We start from the raw sequence: 18,633 nt of genomic DNA, 5'->3' as shown, positions 1-18,633 counted from the left end.
CCGGTGTGGTTCGTCGTTGAACTGCTGAGTGCACGCACGCCACCCTTACCCGGCGCGGGCACCAAGTGGCACTCAGCTGAGCATAGGAGATCGGCTTCCAACCGGGAGATGCGGGAGCGTTGCGTTACGCCGCGGGCTCGGGTCCTACAGCTTCGCAGCCTTCTTGTCCTTGGAGCCACGCCAGAGATGGTGGGGGCGATGGCTGCCGTCGGCGTGCACTACCAGGACCGGGCAGGCAGCGTGTGAGACGCACGCGGAGCTGACAGAGCCAAGGTGCATGCCAATGAAGCCGCCGTGCCCGCGGCGGCCCACCACCAGCATGGCGGCGTCCGTGCCGGCTTCGACGAGTTGGGCCGGCGCGGAGCCGCGGACCACTTCCTGGCTGATGTTCGTTGGGAGTTCCGGCCCGAACGCTTTTCCGAGCGCCTCGGTCAAGGTGTGCGCCGCGGCTGCCTGAAAGGCCTCAAAGTCCGGCGGCACGTAGCCGGCGTAGATCTGGGGGAAATCCCAGCAGGCCATGGCGTGGATCCGTGCGTTCAGCGCCGGAGCCAGCCGGGCCGCCAAACGCAGGGCCTGCACCGAGGAATCTGAGCCGTCCACCCCCACAACTATTTTTGCTTCAGGGTCGTTCATCACGGTCCTCCTCGACGGATGGCCGCCAAAGGCGGCGCCCGAAGTCCCGCCGCTTAAACGGCGGGATGCGGCTGAGGGTAGACCTGACCCGGGTGGCCGTCAAGGGGGTATTGCAGCCGGGGTGCGTGCAGGTAATTGAACGCCAAACAGGGGGTAGCAGCAGCCGTTGAGTGTCCCCTGCCCTAGGAGTAGCGTGACCCACATCACTTCCAACCCCTTCAGGAGCAACCATGCCACATCTGGGACGCCGGCTTGCAGCCATGACGGCGGCACTGGCAATGAGCGTGACCACAGGAGCGTTGGCCAGCCCCGCTGCTGCCCACCCGCAGCAGGCTGGTGACATCCAAAAGACCCCGACGGCCACGGGGTACGGCGGCGCGGTCAGCACCGTTGATCCTGACGCCTCCGCCGCGGCCATAGAAGTCCTCCGGAAGGGTGGCAACGCCGTCGACGCCGCCGTGGCCGCAGCCGCCACCCTGGGCGTCACCGAGCCCTACAGCGCCGGCATCGGCGGTGGTGGCTACTTCGTGTTCTACGATGCGAAGAGGGGCAAGGTCCGCACCATTGACGGCCGCGAGACGGCGCCGGCCGCCATGCCCGCAGATGCCTTCCTCAAACCTGGCAGCACCGAGCCGTACCCATTCGCCAAGCAGGCAACCAGCGGGATCTCGGTGGGGGTACCGGGCACTCCGGCAACCTGGGAGCGGGCTTTGGACCGTTGGGGGAGCCTGAGCCTGAGGGAAGTGCTGAAGCCTGCAATTCATGTGGCGCAGCGGGGCTTTGTCGTGGACGAGACCTTCCGGCAGCAGACGCTTGAAAACAGGGACCGCTTCCTGCCCTTTGCAGCCACCCGGGAGCTTTTCCTTCCGGGGCCTAACAACGATGCGCCTGCCGTGGGGAGCATCCTGAAGAACCACGGTCTGGCGGAGTCGTACCGGCTTTTGGCCCGGGAGGGCATGGATGCGTTCTACGAGGGAGCCATCGCCGAGGAGATCGTTTCCACCGTCCGGAACGCACCGACAAACCCGGATCCGAATACCTTGCCCGGACCTGCCGGCGTCATGACCACCGAAGACCTGGATGACTACGAGGCCCTGGACCAGGACCCCACCCACGTGAACTACCGCGGCTATGACGTTTACGGCATGGCACCTTCCAGCAGTGGCGGCACCACGGTCGGGGAGGCGTTGAACATTTTGGAGGTGTTCGACCTTCCCGCTCTTGCCAATGACAAGCCAAAGGTCCTGCACCATTACCTTGAAGCCAGCGCCCTCGCTTTTGCCGATCGCGGCAAGTATGTTGGCGATCCTGCTTTCGTGGTCGTTCCTACGGAAGAACTCCTCAACCCGGTCTTCGGCAAGGAACGGGCCTGCGAGATTGATCCGCTGAAGGCGGCGCCGAAGCCAGTGCCGGCCGGTGACGTATCTTCCTACAATGGTGTGTGCGATCTGCCGGCCGCTGCACAGAGCAACCCAACTGATACTGAGAGGCTGTCAACCACCAACCTCACCGTCTCGGACAAGTGGGGCAACGTGGTGGAGTACACCCTGACCATCGAGCAGACCGGCGGCTCCGGCATCGTAGTCCCCGGTCGCGGCTTCATCCTGAACAATGAACTGACGGACTTTAACGTCCCCGCCGGCCCCACGGATGCGAACCGTATCGAGCCGGGCAAGCGGCCCCGCTCGTCCATGTCGCCAACCATCGTGCTGAAGGACGGCAAGCCGTTCGTGGCGCTCGGCTCGCCGGGCGGCGCAACGATTATCACCACCGTGCTGCAGACGCTCATCAACCGGATCGACCTCGGCATGAGCATCTCTGACGCGCTCGCCGCACCCCGTGCCTCCCAGCGGAATTCGGCAACGCCGCAGGCGGAACCGGCGTTCATTGCAGCCTACGAGGTCCAGCTCAAAGAGTACGGACATCCCGCCTTCAGCTCAGTTGCTGAGCTCGGCGCTGCCACCGCCATTGAATTCCTGCCGGACGGGCGTACTGTCGCGGCCGCTGAGCCGGTACGGCGCGGAGGCGGATCAGCGATGGTGGTGAAACCGTCGCGCTAGCCCCGCCACTGAACAGTTAACGACGGCGGCACCCGGGTTCTGTAGCTCCAGAACCCGGGTGCCGCCGTCGTGCGCTGAATGCGGGGCTATTTCTTGAAGGTGTCCGCCGGCGGGTTGGCGACCACGGGGGAGATCCCGGTGAAGCCTTGGCGGGTTTCAGCGATTTCGTGGATGCGTTTGCGGCAGGCGTACCAGCCGAAGACCATCAGAACCGAGGCGATGGCCGTGACGAGCATGGTCAGCGGGGAATCGATGAACACCATGACCAGCACACCTGCCAGGAAGAGCAGCGAGAGGTAGCCGGTGTACGGGGCGCCGAACATCCGGAACGAGGGGCGCTTGAGCCAACCCTTGTTCGCCCAGCGCTGGAGCTGGATCTGGCACAGCACGATGGTTGCCCAGGTCATGATGATGCCTACAGAGGCCACGTTGAGGACGATTTCGAAGGCGTCGGCGGGCACGAGGTAGTTCAGGGGGACACCCAGCAGGGACACGCCTGCGGTAATGGCGATGCCGCCATACGGTACGCCTGCCTTGTTCATGCGGGAGGCGAACTTGGGGGCGGAGCCGTTGACGGACATGGAGCGCAGGATGCGGCCGGTGGAGTACAGGCCGGCGTTGAGGGAAGACAAGGCAGCGGTGAGGACCACGAGGTTCATGATGACGTCCACGCCCTGGATGCCGATGGAGCCGAAGAACGTCACGAACGGGCTGACGCCCTTTTCGTAGGAGGTGTAGGGCAGGAGCAGGGCCAGCAGGATGACGGAGCCGACGTAAAACACGGCGATGCGGAAGACCACGGAGTTGATGGCCTTGGGCATGATCTTTTCCGGGTTTTCGGTTTCGCCGGCCGCGGTGCCCACGAGCTCAATGGAGGCGTAGGCGAACAGCACGCCCTGCATGAGGATGATCATGGGGAGCAGGCCGTTGGGGAAGACGCCGCCGTTGTCCGAGATGAGGCTGAGGCCCACCTGCTGGCCGTCCACGGGGGTGCCGAAGATGACGAAGTAGGTGCCGACGATGAGGAAGACCACCAGGGCGGCGACCTTGATCAGGGCGAACCAGAATTCCATTTCGCCGAAGACCTTCACCGAGACCAGGTTCAGTGCCAGGACCACCACGAGGGCGATCAGGGCCCAGGCCCACTGCGGGACTGCTGCCATCCAGGGGATGTAGTTGCCGAAGAAGTTCATGTACAGCGCGGCGGCGGTGATGTCCACGATGGTGGTGGTGGCCCAGTTGATCCAGTAGAACCAGCCGGAAACAAACGCGGCCTTTTCGCCGAAGAATTCGCGGGCGTAGGAGACGAAGGAGCCCGAGGACGGCCGGTGCAGCACCAGTTCGCCCAGGGCCCGAAGGATCAGGAACGCGAAGAAGCCGCACACGGCGTAGGCGATGACCAGGGAGGGGCCCGCGGCGTTGAGGCGGCCGCCGGCGCCGAGGAAGAGCCCGGTGCCGATCGCGCCGCCGATGGCGATCATCTGGATCTGCCGCGGCTTGAGGTTCTTGTGGTAGCCCTTGTCCTCGGCGTGCAGTGCAGCCTCGGTGGCATGCGCCTGGGGCGGGACCGTGTGGTCCGTAATGGGGGAGTTTGTCATGGGGAGTCCTTTTGGGGGTCCGGGGAGGTGGGGACTATTTGCTGAGGTTGGCGAGGCGTTCGGGGCTGAGGAGTTCCTGGAGTTGGGTGCTCGTGAGGAGTCCATGCTCGAGGACAAGCTCGGCGACGCCCTTGCCGGTGGCCAGTGCTTCCTGCGCGATGGCGGTGGCGGTGGCGTAGCCCAGATGGGGATTGAGGGCCGTGACCAGGCCGATGGACTGCTCCACCGTGCGGCGGAGGTGTTCGGTGTTGGCGGTGATACCCCGGATGCAGCGCGCCGTGAGGGTGCGGCAAGCCGCTTCCAGGTGGGAAATGCTTTTGTGGAGGCTGTGGACAATGACCGGTTCGAAGGCGTTGAGCTGGAGCTGCCCGGCTTCGGCGGCCATGGTGATGGTGACGTCATTGCCAATCACCTCATAGGCCACCTGGGAGACCACTTCCGGGATCACCGGGTTGATCTTACCGGGCATGATGGAGGAGCCGGACTGGACAGCCGGCAGGTTGATCTCGCCGAAGCCGGCGCGCGGACCAGACGAGAGCAGCCGGAGATCGTTGCAGATTTTGGAGAGCTTCACGGCGACGCGCTTCAACACCCCTGAGAGGTGGACGAAGGCGCCCACGTCCTGGGTGGCTTCAATGAGGTCCGGGGCGGTGACCAGTGGCAGGCCGGTGATTTCTGCCAGGTGCCGGCAGGCCGCTGCGGTGTAGCCGGCCGGGGCGTTGAGGCTTGTGCCGATGGCCGTGGCACCGAGGTTGATTTCGTGGATCAGCAGGTCGGCCTCGGCAAGGCGGAGCCTGTCCTCCCCGATGGTGATGGCGTAGGTTCCGAATTCCTGGCCCAGTGTCATGGGGACGGCATCCTGCAGCTGCGTGCGCCCCATCTTGACCACCGCGCGGAACTCCAGCGCCTTTGCCGCGCACGCTTCCTCCAGTTCAGCCAGGGCGTCCAGCAGTTCCCGGGCGGCGAAGATGGTGCCCAGCTTGACGGCGGTGGGGTACACGTCGTTGGTGGACTGAGACAGGTTTACGTGGTCGTTGGGGTGCAAACGCTTGTAGTCGCCCTTGGGGTGCCCCAGGATTTCCAGGGCACGGTTGGCGATCACCTCGTTGGCATTCATGTTCGACGACGTTCCGGCGCCGCCCTGGATGACGTCCACGACGAACTGGTCGGCAAGCCGGCCGGCCAGGATGTCCTTGCAGGCCTGCTCGATGGCGTCCGAGCGTTCGGCGTCCAGCAGTCCGAGTTCTCGGTTGGTCCTGGCCGCGGCCAGTTTTACTGCTGCCAGGCCACGGACCAGGTGCATGTTGGAGGAGAGCTTCTGGCCGGTGATGGGGAAGTTTTCCACTGCCCGCAGGGTGTGGACACCCCAATAGGCGTTGGCGGGGACGTCCCGGTCTCCGAGCAGGTCATGTTCAGAGCGGACTGCTGAGGTGGTGTCGGCGATTGTCATGGGGTCCTTACAGGGCTTCGTTGGCGGGTACGGACAGGGCAGTTTGGGGAAGGAAGTCGGTAGCCTGCAGCAGGCCTACCTGCTGGCCGCCGCCCAGTACCGGGGCGGTTGCGATGCCGGCGAGCGGTGCGGTGTCAACACCCAGGGCCTCGAGAAGCCTGACGGTGGCCGGCATCCGGGCACGGTCGCCGCCGTCGGAAATCTTGACAGCCACGGCACTCCCATCGGCCAGGCCTACCAGCTGCACGCCTTCGAAGCCGTCCTTGGCTACGGAGCCCGGGAGCAGGCGCATCAAGCCGGTCACGTCGCGGCCTTCACCGGCCACCATGTCCGGGTGCTGCTGCATGGCGAGTCCGACGGCGGCTTCCGCACTTCGCGGAGCCTGCCCGCCGACGTCGTGCGCACCACTGCCCGCGGCCGCGCGGGCAAGGAGGCCGAAGGCGCGGGCCATGCCCGGCAGGGTGAGGGCAAACAGCGGGGTGCCGCAGCCGTCGGTGCTTACAGTGACCGGTTCCTCATCCGTCAGCTCCTTCACCGTTGTGGCGACCAGCTGCTGCAACGGGTGCGAGGGATCAAGGTAACCCTGGACGGGCCAGCCGTTGATCACACAGGTGGCGGCCATGGCGGCGTGCTTGCCGGAGCAGTTCTGCGTCAGTTGCGTGGCCGCACCCCCGCTGCGCAGCCATTCCTCGCGCTCGCCGGCGCCATAGGGGAGGTCGGTGCTGTTTTCGAAGGCCGTAACGGTCAGCCCGTGCAGGTCGAGGATGCGCAGTGTTCCCTCGCGGTGCTTTGCAGCGCCGGAGTGGCTTGCCGCTGCCAGGGCAAGGAGATCGGCGGGCAACTCCAGGCCGGCGCGGACCATAGCCACGGCCTGCAGCGGCTTAAGGGAGGATCGGGGGTAGAACGGGGCCAACAGGTCACCTGCTGACGCCACAATTGCGCCGTCTGCTGCAACGGCGATGGCTGACCCGTAGTGCACGCTCTCCACCAGGCCGTCGCGGATGGCGGTGACCAGGGGGGCGTGCTGCGGGAGCATTGCAGCAGTGTGGGCAGCAGAAAGTGCAGGGGATGGCATGGGGTCCTTGTGTGTGGTGTGGCGTGTTCGGTTTGCGGACGTTAGTTGTTCAGGATGGAGTCGAGGGCGAGGCCGACGGCGTGCAGGTGCTGGGCCATGGCTTTACTCGCGGCTTCCGGTGAGCCTGCCTCGATGGCGGCCAGAATTTCCTGGTGTTCGAGGTCTGAGGCGTGCTGCCGGTCCGCCACCATGTTCAGGGTTTCGGACTGGTGGGCCAGGGCGCCGCGAATGTCAGCCACAACACTGGCGAACACCTTGTTGCCGCTTGCGCGGGCGATGGTGGCATGGAAGTTCGAGTCCAGCATTACCCACGATTCCGGATCGGTTTCGGTGGTCATGGCGGCGATAATGCTGCGGAGTGTCTCCAGCTCTTCGTCGCTGCGGCGTTCCGCGGCCAGACCGGCTGCGGGTACCTCGATGTGCGGGCGGGCTTCGGTCAGGTCCCGGGCTGAGTACTGGCCCAACGTGAGGTCGTTGGCTACTTTGTTGGCGACGACGAAGGTCCCCTTGCCCGTTTTGGTAACCGTCAGGCCAAGGGCAGTGCAGGAGCGGAGCGCTTCGCGGATGACGGAGCGGCTGACCCCGTACTGCTGGGAGAGGGTTGCTTCGGAGCTGAGTTTGCTGCCGACCGCCAGCTGCTCCGACTCGATGTCCTTGCGGATGGTGCTGAAGACGGCTTCGGCGGCACTAAGCCGTGCGAGGGGAGCGGGCTGTCCTGCTGTCCGGCTGTCTGACAGGTTCACGCCTTAAATATGGCAGGCGTCACAAGCGGCTGTCAATGCGGGGCTTCAGCTGACGCGTGCCCGGTCCTCTATCGAGCGCAGGATGCCGAACAGCTTGACTACCCGGTCATCACCAGCAAAAACGGGTCCGAGAGCGGAGCGCTCCCGGACCCGTTGCCGACAATTGGTTAGCAGGGGGTCCAGCTCTTCCCGCCAGGTGCGTAACATCTTGGACCTGTGTACTTGGAAGGTGCCGGTGGTACATACGGGGCAGGAGCCGGCGGAACATACGGCTGGGGAACCGGGGCCACGTACGGCGCCGGTGCCGGCAGCCTACGGAGCCGCTCTGCTTCCGCGGCGGCCTGGCGGGCGGCTTCCTCCGCAGCTGCCTTGGCCGCGGCAGCCGCTTCGTCGGCAGCCTTCTTTTCCGCCGCTGCACGTTCTTCTGCAGCCTTCTTTTCTGCGGCAACGCGGGCTTCGGCCGCCAGGCGTTCCTCTTCGGCCTTCTTTTCGGAAGCTGCCAGCGTCGACTGCTGTGCCTTGAACTCGTCCCTTTTCTTCTCTCCCGCAGCGATCTTACTGTCCAGGGCGGAAAGGGCTGTGGCTGTAGCAGCGGCTGAAAGCCCGGCCCAGTAGACGGCCCTGTTGGCGTCCTTGGTTGCAGCAAAAACCGCCCTGAGTGATTTCGCCGCGGCCACCTCAGTGACGAGTACAGCCGCAGCAGCACCGGCCGCCGCTGAAGTTGCTGCTGATTCGGTTTCAGCCGCCCCTTGCAGGGCCTGGGTCGTCGCAGCCAGCTGCGCAGGGAGTGTGCAGTCGATGTCCTCCGAGAAAAGGCCGGCCCCCGCAGTCCTTGCTTCCTCATAGGCTGCCTCGACTGGAGGCAGGAACTTCCGGTTGTTGCCGAATTGCACCGGTATCCCCAAACCTTCCCGTGCAATTTCTGCATTCACCAGTGACCCGTCCGGAGTGAAGACGCCGGCAAGGGTCCGGCCAAATTTGTCGTGCCTTTCAACATCGAACTCCAGCCGTACCTGGGTGCCTTCGGGAAGCACCTCTTCAAGGTATTTCGAGGCCTGCGGCCCGAGGCATTCCACCGGCTGATTCGGATCCTTGGTCTCAGGAGTGTCCACGTTGAGAAGCCGGATAGTGTGGTCCCCGTTGTTGATGGAGACAACCAAAGTGTCACCGTCAACCACTCTCACCACCGTTCCCGAGTCTTCATTTGCCGCTGCTCCAACTGCAACAGAGCCGGCCACTAAAGCTGTGGTGGCCAATGTGGTGATTATCAGTTTCTTCATCTACTGCTTTCGATAGGACCTTGCGCCAGGTCTTCGTAGCTGAAGGGACTAATCCTCGGGCGAACCTGAATGCTTTCTATAAATGCTGGCCATCCAAACTCAAGATGTACTCAAGAGAAAGTCAAGATCGAAGCAGTTCTGTTCCTCCTGCAACTAATAAGAGGGCCAGCAGTGCCTGAGGGATGGTCAGGGCCCCGGAGCGGGTTCCCGGGCCACTCCACGGGCGGCAGTTACGTGCCCTCGTACCACCGCAGTACCCGCAGGGCACGGAGGGTGTTCCATCGGCTTGGTTGTCCGTCACCGTCCTCCAGATCGAAGTGGACCTCGCCCTGGTGGGTGTTTTCCAACAACCAGCTCCCATCTGGCTGCTTCTTCGACTGAACAATCTGAACTGCCTCTTCGAGGCGTTCATCAGGGGTGCCGCCGGCTGCGCGGAAGTAGTCGAGCCCGCGAAGGAGGTCGTAGTACCAGCGGGTGGGGTAGGAGAACTGCAGCCATGTGCTGTTGATGAGCTCACCGGTTGAAATCCGCCTGAGTAACTTGCGCTCCAGGAAGTACTCCTCGCCGCGGCGCCGGGCCTCCCGGGATTCCGGTGTTCCCCCGGTGGCCCGCTCATGCTCCAGGAGCCCTTCCAGAACGCAGATGGTGGTGTGAAAGGAAGAGCGCGTGGACCCTCTCTCGGCCTCACAATTCCAGCCGCCGTCAGCCAACTGTTCGCGGGTCAGCCGCTGTACCACCGAGTCAACTTTTTCCCCGAAGTATGCCCCGAGGGCGACAGTCATCCCATTGATGCAGGGCTCCACTTCGCCCTCAAAAAAGGGCTGGTTGCCTTCCTCCCAGCGGCTGTTGTCACGGACAAGCGCAATCGCTTGCCGTGCCGCAGGGCTGGCGGGGTCCAGGCCGAAGTCGCGCAGGAGCAGCAGGCTGTAGGTGGTGGCCGTCCAGGGCTGGTTGTCAAGGTCGTCGTCGTGAGCTGGCCAATAGGTGCCCCCGGCCCATTGTCCGTCCGTGCCCTGCAGGGCGAGCAGTCTGGCACCCCAACCGTGGTTCGCAACCCGGTCGCGTTCGGCTTGAAAATCTTCGGCTGGAGCGTCTGCGAGGTCGCGCAGGACCTGCCAGCGGATTGCGGGATCAGAATCGAGCAGCCAAGCCAGCACATCCATTGGCATTACCAGTCAGAGGTGTTGAATGCCGGCCCTCTGCATGGCGTCCTTGTAGATTGCGACGCTCTTGGCAAGCAGTTCTTCCTGCTTGGCTTCGGAGACGGCAAACGCCCGCCCGCCCAGGGCGGTGGCTTTGTACACCTTGATGCCGCTGTTCTTCAGCGACGAGTGGTAGGTCTTCTCGAACAGGGTGAGGAATGTTGACGCGTCCGTGCCGTGGGCAATGATCGCGGAAACCCGGGAGTTGATTTTGAGGAACTGGCGGAAGGGCCGCAAACCGTCCGTCTTTTCCTGCACGCTCAAGGCCGACGGCATGCCGGGATCACGGACCCAGGGGTAGGCGTTCCACGGCATCACGTAGCGGGGGTCAAGCTCGGCGAGCTCGTAAATCTGGGTGGCCCGTCGTGCTGCTTCGTCGTCGTTGTAGTGCGAGACAAATCCTGACTCGGTGCCCTTTCCGGGGCTGACCTGCAGGCTGACGATCCGGCATTCATCTTCGTCGTGCACCGGGTCGATGTAGGGGACGGTGGAGCCTGGCTTCTTTTCCATCAGTTCGTCGCAAAGCTGGGTTACCTTCGCGATGTTCGGTTCCTGTAGCAGGGCTTTCTTTTCGTCCCAGTCAATCGTCACGATTTCTCCCTCAGCAGCAAGGCGTCCAGAATCAGGCGTCTTAGGCAACTCTACGCTTTTGGGCGGAGGGGTGGGCAGGGAAACTTCTCAGTCAGGGAACCTCAGCCTGGTTGGCTCGTTCTTTGTGAAGAGGTTCGACTGGCATCGGGGTCTGCTGACGGTGCCTAAATCAGGACCTGACGCAGTTGCACCACTCACTTCAGAGGGAACACGTCGTGAGGTCAGACCAGCAGATTGTCGAAGCGGACGGCTTCACCGGTCACTTCATTGGGTTCGGGAAGCCGCTGTTTGAATGGCCTTGGCCAGGTCGCGGGGGCGGCTCCACATAGGCCAATGCCCCGTCGGAAGGTCAACGACGTCGAGGTGCTCGATGTTAGCAACTTCGGCAAACATGGCATGGCCTGTGCGGGCCAGCTCCAGCACCTGCGCGCTCCGCATAGAGCAGCACACCAGGGTGGTCCGGACTTTGTGGCGGGCATCGTTCGTGAGCTCCACGGGCTGACGAAGTACGGGGCCGGGCTCGGGGACGGCCCGGGCCTGAAAACGCTCGAGGACTTCTGTGCTCAGGCCTTCGAGGCTCGCCTGCTGCGCGAGGATGTCGAGGGACGGCAGTGGAAGCTCCTCCAACTCCTCCGGGAGGTGTGGGGCGAAAGTGCTTCCCGTCGCCACAGGGCCGGAGTCGACCCACACCACTCGATGGACAAGTTCGGGGTGTCGGTCAAGGACGAGGCTGATGGGGGCGTTCGCCCCGCTGTGAGCGACGAGAGTTGCGGGCTGATCCGCCGAGGCCCCGAGTTGGGTGATGACGTCCAGGATTGCTGCGGCTTGATCGTCGAGGGTCTTCGCCGCACGCCCGGGATCGTCCGCGTCGAGACCGGGCAGTGTCATCGCGATTGCACGAGCGTGGTCGGTTGTCAGGTGTTCAAGGACTTCATCCCATGCCCATGCGCCCAGCCAGTGGCCTGCGATGAGAATTATGGTCGGACTGTCGGTAGTAGTTGTCATGCCATTACCCTCGCAGGCACTGCGGACAAGGGTGTGTCACTATTTAGGTCATGCATTTGTCGGGGACTGAATTGTGAAGCGCGCCGAACGGCTGCATGCTCTGACAGAGTTGTTGGGCCGCAGCGGGGCGCGGGGGGTTTCCGCCGAACGGATGGCACGAGAGTTCGAGGTGTCAGTGCGCACCATTAAGAGGGACCTCGATGCGCTGGAGAGCAGCGGTGCACCTCTATGGTCCCGCCCTGGTCCGGGCGGTGGCTACGGATTATTTGCAGGCGCGTCCCTGCCGCCTGTCAGCTTGTCCCCGGCGCAGGCCGTGGCGCTCATGGCAGCCGTATCCGCTGCACGCGATGCCCCGTACGCCGATCTGGCAGCTGCAGGAATCAAGAAGATCCTGGACGTACTCGATCCCAAGACTCGAGCACGGGCCGATGAGCTGGCCCTCCGTGTCTGGGTCAACGCGCCGCCCTCGTCTTCGCGCGCAACGAAGTCGGCACTGGAGGAGGCGATGGCCGAGCAGCGAGTGCTTCGCATCCGCTACACATCAGGAGACGAAAGGACGACCACCCGCGACGTTGAGCCAGTACTGTTCGCCTCCAGGAACGGCCAGTGGTACCTGGTGGGGTGGTGCCGGCTGCGCAACGCAATGCGATGGTTTACAGTGTCACGCATCGAGCGGGCAAGCGTAACCAAAACTGCTTGCAGCGGCCATACCATCCACGAGGTCGGAGAACCGCCAGCTAACGCCAGGCCGGTGCACGGTCGGGGCGCGTGAGTCACTCAATCAACGCTGCCGAAGCGATGCTGTTCAATGTAGGGATGCAGTTCACCAGAAAGGGCCTGAGAGACGACGGCTTTGCAGGCTTCAGGCCCTTCAACGACCTGGAGGTTATGCGGATTCCGCAGGGAACCGGCGTCTTCGCTGTCCTGCAGCCCGAAGAGTTCCAGCCGGAATTCCTGACGAAAAGCACAGCCGGGGTCTTCAAGAAGAAGGACCCTTCCCTGCCCCAGCCGGCCCTTGCGGCGGAGTGGGTGGATGCCGCCGTCGTGCTTTACCTGGGTAAAGCAGGCCCGGGCAGCAAAGGCAACCGAGGCCTGCGGCGGCAGGTCCAGGAGTTCCTGGACTTCGGGCAGGGAAAGCCGCCCGGGCATTGGGACGGGCGGCTGGTCTGGCAACTCAGGGACGCCGGGCAGTTGCTGATCGCATGGAAGGAACTGCCCGCCGCAGCCCTGGCCCAGGCTGAAGCGGACTACCACACAGCCTTTATTGAGGAGTACGGGCAGCTGCCTTTTGCGAACCTCGTCCGGGCCCGGGCCCGGGCCCGGGGCGGGAATTAAGCAGCGTCACAAGGGCCGGACTCGGTCAAGCGCCGCGAAGACGTTCCATCTCGCGGCGGTCCTTCTTGGTGGGCCGGCCAGTACCACGATCGCGCTGCGGCAGGCCCAGAGCAGGAGCAACAGGCCGCGGCGGAGTGTGGTCCGTGAAGCAGTGCGATGCAGCTTCAGCACCCACGCGCTTGTTGATCAGCCGGCGGACTTCGAGGATGCGTTCATAGCCCGGCATCCTGACCGTCACCGTGTCACCGCTGACCAGTGTGGCTGACGCCTTCGCTGGGCTGCCGTTCAGCCTCACGTGGCCGGCACGGCACGCGGCCGTAGCCGCAGAGCGCGTCTTATAGGCCCGGATGGCCCACAGCCACGCATCGATGCGGACACTGGCGGGGGAGGAAGGAAGGCTGGTCATGGCTGGCACCGAGTATAGCCCGGCGCCTGTACGCAAGCCGCTACTCCACCCGGACGTTGATGCGCTGCACCATGTTGTTGCCGAGTCCCTGGTAGTTCCAGTTCTGCGACAGGGGCTGGATGGCACCGCTGGCGTCGGTGGCGCGGCAGGCCAGTTCATGCTCGCCCGGGTCAGCCACCCACGGCAGCGTCCATCGCCGCCAGGTGAATCCACCCGCAGATTCCTCCAGGTGGGCCGGCAGCCACTTCCCGTCGATGCCCACTTCCACCGCAGTCACCGCAGCATGCCCGGACCACGCCCGGCCCTGCAGCATTACAGGACCTGGCGGTACTACCCGTCGGCGTGTGAAGAAGTCCGGGATGCCCGGCGGGACCATCAACGAACGCACCCTCATACGCGTTACCGGCGTCCCGGCGTCGTCCGCTGACTCCTGGTAACGGTAGGCCACCGCCTGCTGGTATCCCACAAAGGGGGCCGTGACCACCTCGATGGATTCCAGCCACTTCACGCTCGTCATGCCGTACCAACCTGGAACCACCAGCCGGAGCGGGTAGCCATGCTGCGGCGGCAACTCAGTGCCGTTCATCTTGTATGCGAGTACGACGTCGGCACGCATCGCTTCATGGACCGGCAGGCTCCGCGCGTACCGCTGCGTAACGCCGCCCTGGATGCCGGCATCGGCCCCGGTGAACACCACCTCGACGGCGCTCGGAAGGATCCCGGCTTTCCCCAGAAGGTACGCGAGCGGAACCCCGGTCCAGGCTGCTGTGCCTACTCCTTCCAGGAGCCACGGCTGGCTGAGCGGCCTGGGTTCCAGGAGTGAGCGGCCATTGCCCGCGCACTCCAAAGTGACCGGGACGGTGATGGCGGGGTCCTTCCGCAGCGCCGCCATGCTCAATTCCAGTGCACGTTCAACAGCCCCGCTGATCCGCAGGTGCCAGGCAGCGGTGTCGATGAACGGGATGTCGAAATGCGTGAGGACGTAGTGAAGTCCCGGCGGAGTGATGTCGCGGCGGAGCGCCTCGAGGGGCATGGAGTGGTTGCGGGCGCCCAGCTGGAGTTCCTCGCGGGTAAGCGGGACTGTGGTGGGCGCAGTTGTCAAGGAACCAGGCGGTCCCTGCTGTTCAGCTGGACGGGCGGGCTGGGGGTTCCTGAAGATCTGCTTCATGGCGCTGCGTCCTTGCGGCTGGTTCGGCTTGGCGGGCTGAAGGGGTCCCTGCCTCAGGTTTACGCCCGCCCCGCCAGCCCGTCAACGTCAAAAGCGTGCCCTTTTCCGCTACAGCTGCGGCCGCTTCAGGAACTCCGCCAGGCTGATCGGATCCTGGCCTGTCAGTCCGTGGACATCAGGTGAAATCCCTGCCAGTTCACCTGCCCGCATCGCCGTGTAGGTGCTGACCCACGCGTCCACCTGCCAGGGCGGCGCGCCGTAGGAGGCGCGGGAGGCGTAGGCTTCCTCCACTGTCTCCGGGTGATAGGTGATGGTGCGGCCGGTTCCCTCGGTAAGGATCCGGGCAGCGTCGGCCAGTGTGAGGTCTTCAGGCCCTGTCAGGTTGTACGTCTGTCCCTTATGGATGGCGGGGTCGCGCAGCACCGCTACGGCACTGCGCGCTAAATCTTCCCGCGCAACCCCGGAGAACACTCCCTCGCCGGCGGGCCCCCGCACCACGCCGTCCCCGTCCGCCAGAAGGGGCAGGAAATCAAGGTAGAAATTGTTGCGCAGGAAGGTATAGTCCATCCCCGAATCACGGATGTGCTGCTCGGTGCCGTAGTGGTCCCGGGCCAGCGTGAAGGTGGCATCCGGCGCCGCGCCGTAAAACGACGTGTACACGATGTGCTGCACCCCGGCGTCCGCCGCGGAGTCCACAAAACTGCGGTGCTGCTGCAACCGGTCCGCTGTTTCTGCGGCGGACACCATGAACAGGACCCTGGCCCCTCCCAGGGCCGCGCGGGCAGCAGATGAATCCGAGTAGCTGCAGACCAGTGCCGGAGCGTTTTCCAGCTCAGGTGCACGTCCGGCGTCGCGGACCAGGAGGCGCTGGGCGGATCCGGCGGCGGCAAGCTGCCGCGATACCATTCCGCCCAGGCCGCCTGTGGAACCGGTGACGGCCAGATCCGGCAGTTCCGGAAGGGACCCCACCACCTAGTGTTCCCGCTTGGCCGGGGACTTGGTCTGCTCCGGATCACGTTCGGCCAGGGAGCCGATGGCGTCGTCAATCTTCTTCATGACTTCCGGTTCCAGTTTCACCCCAGCCGCCGCAACACTGTCAGCGATCTGCTCCGGCCGGGAAGCACCAATGATGGCCGAAGCCACGTTGGGGTTCTGCAGCACCCAGGCCACGGCCAGCTGGGGCATGGAAAGCCCTGCTTCCTCCGCTACGGGCTTGAGCTCCTGGACCCCGGCAAGGACGTCATCCCGCATCCAGCGCTCGATCATCTTTGCGCCGCCCTTCTGGTCCGTGGCCCGGCTGCCTTCCGGTGCGGGCTGGCCGGGCAGGTACTTGCCGCTGAGGACGCCCTGGGCCATGGGGGACCAGACAATCTGGGACACGCCCAGTTCCTCCGATGCGGGGACAACCTCGGCCTCGATCACGCGCCACAGCATGGAGTACTGCGGCTGGTTGGAGATGAGCTGGAAACCGAGTTCCTTGGAAAGCGCATGTCCGGCACGCAGCTGGTCAGCGGACCATTCGCTGACGCCGATGTACAGGGCTTTGCCCTGCCGAACGATGTCCGCAAACGCCTGCATGGTTTCTTCCAGCGGGGTTTCAAAGTCGTAGCGGTGGGCCTGGTACAGGTCCACGTAGTCCGTCTGCAGCCTGCGCAGGGACGCGTTGATGGATTCCATGATGTGCTTGCGGGACAGGCCCAGATCATTCTTTCCCTTGGGGCCGGTGGCGCCGTAGACCTTGGTGAAGACCTCTATGGACTCACGGCGCTCGCCCTTCAGGGCTCCACCCAGAACGGTCTCCGCGGCCGTGTTGGCGTAGACGTCCGCCGTGTCGAAGGTGCTGATACCGGCATCCAGGGCGGCCCTCACGCACTGGGAGGCGACGTCATTCTCCACCTGGGACCCGTGGGTCAGCCAGTTGCCGAAGGTAATTTCCGAGACTTTGAAGCCGCTGTTTCCGAGGTATCTGAATTCCATGGGTTTCACGCTAACCCAGATGGTTGCTCAGGGTAAGGGCTGTTTACCCCTATGTGGGCCGGCTTTGGCAGAAGAGCCCTTGGCAGCGGTTCCCGGGGCTCCGTCATTGGAAGAGGTTGCTGTGAGGGCCTGTGCCTGGGCCTTCCCGGAAAGCGACACCAGCGATCCGGTGTCCAGCGGGGCCGCCGGACGCAAAGCCTGCGCCTTCTCAAACGACCGCGGCACCCGGCCGGGCCGGTGGTCCTCCAGCGCCGACTCCACCAGCGGCGCAACCTCCGCCACCAGGTCGGCAGGTACATGGGGATCGGGCAGGTCGCGGACTGAGAGCTTGATTTCCGGTGCTGCCGCCCGCGCCCTGGCCATTGCCCTCGCGTCCGCCTCCGCAACAGCGGAAGCCCAGTCCTCGGCAAGGACGGGGGAGTCGGGGCGTGCGGCTGCCGCCCCCGGGTGGCGTACGACGGCGGTGCGCAGCGCCGGGCGAAGGTTCGCGGGCTTGAGCGCGCTACGCCAATCCCGGGCCGGGCGCTTGCTTTCCCCGCTGCTGCGCCAGCCGAACAACGCCATCAGCATGACGGCGGCGAGTCTGCCTATTCCCGCAAGCACCAGCGTGATGACGCCCAGCAGAAAGAGGATCAGGAACATCAGGAAAGCTACTCCCACCGTGCCTAAAAAGGTCAGGTTGAGGATGAGCGTATCCGGATTATCCACGTCAACTCTCCTCTCTGCCGGCCCCAAAGCCCGCACCTGCGCCCCTCTGCCAAGGCAACAGCTCCTTCTCCACCATACGGATTTTTACTGCACTGTGCCGCCGGGCGGAGGGGCGCGTCCGGGTTGTTTTAAACCTGTTACCTGATATGACACCATCGGGTCATGGCTGAAGACCGGAGACTGGAAAGCTGCATGTGCCTGTCCGGCGAGCCGTACGGCGCGTGCTGCGGCCGGTTCCATAGCGGGGAGGCGGAAGCAGCCACGGCGGAGCAGCTGATGCGCTCCCGGTACAGTGCCTTCGCGCTTCATGACAGGGCCTACCTGCTGCGGACCTGGCACCCGGCGGAGGCTCCTGCCAACCTGGACTTTGATCCGGACCTGCAATGGCGCCGCCTGGATATCGTCTCCACCAGCCGCGGCGGCCCGCTCGACGTGCAGGGGACGGTGGAGTTCAAGGCCTGGTTCCGGCACGGTGCCGAACGCGGCACGCATCATGAAGTCAGCCGGTTTGCCCGCGAAAACGGCCGCTGGTTCTATGTGGACGGCAAGATCCTGGCCTGACTACGCGTTGTCGTAGTCCTCGTCCGGGGTGAAGCCGGCCTTGTCCACCTTGCGGTGGAACCGCATGCCTGCCAGGCCGCCCAGCATCGCTCCTGCCAGTGCCACAAGGGCCACCACGACAGCGGCAATGATGCTGGTGGTGGTCAACTGGCCCTCATTGACAGGTATCCGGGGGAAGCTGTTGAGGTTGGCCAGCACGTTGAACTGCTGTCCCGCCACGAGGCCCAGGATGGAGACGAGGACCGCCACGATCAGCGCCCAGATCCACACCATGAGGCCCTGCTTGGCGCCGTTGAAGCGCGCCATGCGCCCTGCCACATAGCCGCCGCAGTAATAGGACAGGAACAGGATCACCAGCAGGACGATGATGCCCACCAGGCCAACGGTGCCCGTGTTCGAGGCTGCCTGGTTTACTGCCTCATTCACGTCCGTGTTGGTGGCAAGGCCAACGGCCGTTCCCGCCGCTGCCACGAGGGCCGTCAGGAGCACCGCCATGCCGGTGGCCGTGAGCCAGCCGAAGAAGGCCGACCCCACCTTGATGCCGCCGAACCGTTCCTTCTCCCTGGCGACGGCGGTGTGCCGGTCCGTAAGGCCGGGATCAACAGCAGGTGCCGAAGCCGCGGGGACGTAGTCCCGCTCTGCGTAGGCGGCAGTTGACCCGGAGTCCGGTACCCGCTCGTAGCTGGCGGTCGGCGTGGCATCGGCTGCCGGCGCCCGATCATAGGTGCGGGTGGCATCCTCGTCCGCCGCGGCGGCACGGTAGCTTCCGCTCCGTTCGCCGTCTTCGCGGGCGCGTCGTGGGGGCAGGTTCTCTGGATCGGTTGAGCTGCTCATGGCTCAA

Annotated in this window: 19 protein-coding genes; 4 read left to right on the top strand and 15 right to left on the bottom strand. The window is 64.6% G+C overall.

The annotated features are described in order from the left end of the window. Window positions 1-144 precede the first annotated feature (144 nt). Window positions 145-633 carry a universal stress protein gene (locus AC5RTE_RS15825; RefSeq protein WP_494042328.1) on the bottom strand — a complete coding sequence of 163 codons (489 nt, stop codon included), beginning with the start codon at window positions 631-633 and terminating at the stop codon, window positions 145-147. Window positions 634-863: 230 nt separating this feature from the next. Here AC5RTE_RS15825 and ggt point away from each other — a divergent pair, with 230 nt between their 5' ends. Continuing rightward, window positions 864-2,693, top strand: coding sequence for a gamma-glutamyltransferase (gene ggt, locus AC5RTE_RS15820; protein WP_494042327.1), 1,830 nt, complete (start codon window positions 864-866; stop codon window positions 2,691-2,693). A gap of 86 nt (window positions 2,694-2,779) precedes the next feature. Here ggt and AC5RTE_RS15815 read toward each other — a convergent pair whose 3' ends face one another. The 8 genes from AC5RTE_RS15815 to AC5RTE_RS15780 form a co-directional block, all read right to left on the bottom strand. Further along, window positions 2,780-4,291 carry an amino acid permease gene (locus AC5RTE_RS15815; RefSeq protein WP_494042326.1) on the bottom strand — a complete coding sequence of 504 codons (1,512 nt, stop codon included), beginning with the start codon at window positions 4,289-4,291 and terminating at the stop codon, window positions 2,780-2,782. A gap of 34 nt (window positions 4,292-4,325) precedes the next feature. After that, the gene (locus AC5RTE_RS15810) at window positions 4,326-5,741 is read right to left on the bottom strand and encodes an aspartate ammonia-lyase (protein WP_494042325.1); all 1,416 of its coding nucleotides are present in this window, start codon (window positions 5,739-5,741) and stop codon (window positions 4,326-4,328) included. A 7-nt stretch (window positions 5,742-5,748) separates the two neighbouring features. Continuing rightward, on the bottom strand, window positions 5,749-6,816 hold the full coding sequence (locus AC5RTE_RS15805; RefSeq protein WP_494042324.1) for an asparaginase: 1,068 nt from the start codon (window positions 6,814-6,816) through the stop codon (window positions 5,749-5,751). 41 nt (window positions 6,817-6,857) lie between these two features. Next, on the bottom strand, window positions 6,858-7,559 hold the full coding sequence (locus AC5RTE_RS15800) for a FadR/GntR family transcriptional regulator (protein ID WP_494042323.1): 702 nt from the start codon (window positions 7,557-7,559) through the stop codon (window positions 6,858-6,860). A gap of 167 nt (window positions 7,560-7,726) precedes the next feature. Beyond that, on the bottom strand, window positions 7,727-8,839 hold the full coding sequence (locus tag AC5RTE_RS15795; protein ID WP_494042322.1) for a thermonuclease family protein: 1,113 nt from the start codon (window positions 8,837-8,839) through the stop codon (window positions 7,727-7,729). A gap of 230 nt (window positions 8,840-9,069) precedes the next feature. After that, window positions 9,070-10,002 carry a prenyltransferase/squalene oxidase repeat-containing protein gene (locus AC5RTE_RS15790; RefSeq protein ID WP_494042321.1) on the bottom strand — a complete coding sequence of 311 codons (933 nt, stop codon included), beginning with the start codon at window positions 10,000-10,002 and terminating at the stop codon, window positions 9,070-9,072. Window positions 10,003-10,014: 12 nt separating this feature from the next. Then, window positions 10,015-10,632 (bottom strand): uracil-DNA glycosylase family protein, encoded by a 618-nt coding sequence (locus AC5RTE_RS15785; RefSeq protein ID WP_494042320.1) that lies wholly within the window; start codon window positions 10,630-10,632, stop codon window positions 10,015-10,017. A 264-nt stretch (window positions 10,633-10,896) separates the two neighbouring features. Beyond that, complete coding sequence (locus tag AC5RTE_RS15780) at window positions 10,897-11,637, bottom strand: alpha/beta fold hydrolase (protein ID WP_494042319.1); 741 nt, start codon at window positions 11,635-11,637, stop codon at window positions 10,897-10,899. A 73-nt stretch (window positions 11,638-11,710) separates the two neighbouring features. Between AC5RTE_RS15780 and AC5RTE_RS15775 the strand changes: the two genes are divergently transcribed. Both AC5RTE_RS15775 and AC5RTE_RS15770 read left to right on the top strand, forming a co-directional pair. Continuing rightward, window positions 11,711-12,409 carry a helix-turn-helix transcriptional regulator gene (locus tag AC5RTE_RS15775; RefSeq protein WP_494042318.1) on the top strand — a complete coding sequence of 233 codons (699 nt, stop codon included), beginning with the start codon at window positions 11,711-11,713 and terminating at the stop codon, window positions 12,407-12,409. 44 nt (window positions 12,410-12,453) lie between these two features. Beyond that, window positions 12,454-12,972 carry a hypothetical protein gene (locus AC5RTE_RS15770; RefSeq protein WP_494042317.1) on the top strand — a complete coding sequence of 173 codons (519 nt, stop codon included), beginning with the start codon at window positions 12,454-12,456 and terminating at the stop codon, window positions 12,970-12,972. A gap of 25 nt (window positions 12,973-12,997) precedes the next feature. On the opposite strand, the gene AC5RTE_RS15765 is transcribed toward AC5RTE_RS15770, so the two are convergent. The 5 genes from AC5RTE_RS15765 to AC5RTE_RS15745 form a co-directional block, all read right to left on the bottom strand. Further along, window positions 12,998-13,378, bottom strand: coding sequence for an RNA-binding S4 domain-containing protein (locus AC5RTE_RS15765; protein ID WP_494042316.1), 381 nt, complete (start codon window positions 13,376-13,378; stop codon window positions 12,998-13,000). 40 nt (window positions 13,379-13,418) lie between these two features. After that, window positions 13,419-14,546 carry a sulfite oxidase gene (locus AC5RTE_RS15760; protein WP_494042315.1) on the bottom strand — a complete coding sequence of 376 codons (1,128 nt, stop codon included), beginning with the start codon at window positions 14,544-14,546 and terminating at the stop codon, window positions 13,419-13,421. A gap of 108 nt (window positions 14,547-14,654) precedes the next feature. After that, entirely contained in the window at window positions 14,655-15,518 is an 864-nt protein-coding gene (locus AC5RTE_RS15755) for an SDR family oxidoreductase (protein ID WP_494042314.1), read from the bottom strand. Next, entirely contained in the window at window positions 15,519-16,523 is a 1,005-nt protein-coding gene (locus AC5RTE_RS15750; RefSeq protein WP_494042313.1) for an aldo/keto reductase family protein, read from the bottom strand. It abuts the gene before it with no gap. Between the two features lie 27 nt (window positions 16,524-16,550). Next, entirely contained in the window at window positions 16,551-17,231 is a 681-nt protein-coding gene (locus AC5RTE_RS15745) for a hypothetical protein (protein WP_494042312.1), read from the bottom strand. Window positions 17,232-17,393: 162 nt separating this feature from the next. On the opposite strand from AC5RTE_RS15745, the gene AC5RTE_RS15740 reads away from it, so the two are divergent. Next, the gene (locus AC5RTE_RS15740) at window positions 17,394-17,792 is read left to right on the top strand and encodes a YchJ family protein (protein ID WP_494042311.1); all 399 of its coding nucleotides are present in this window, start codon (window positions 17,394-17,396) and stop codon (window positions 17,790-17,792) included. Here the strand turns inward: AC5RTE_RS15740 and AC5RTE_RS15735 are convergent, their stop codons facing one another. Beyond that, window positions 17,793-18,626, bottom strand: coding sequence for a YrzE family protein (locus tag AC5RTE_RS15735; RefSeq protein ID WP_494042310.1), 834 nt, complete (start codon window positions 18,624-18,626; stop codon window positions 17,793-17,795). Between the last annotated feature and the right edge of the window lie 7 nt (window positions 18,627-18,633).

The organism is Arthrobacter sp. K41 (genome assembly GCF_059089645.1).
Note: the sequence above shows the minus strand (reverse complement) of the source record. Positions and strands in the feature narration are given on the sequence as shown.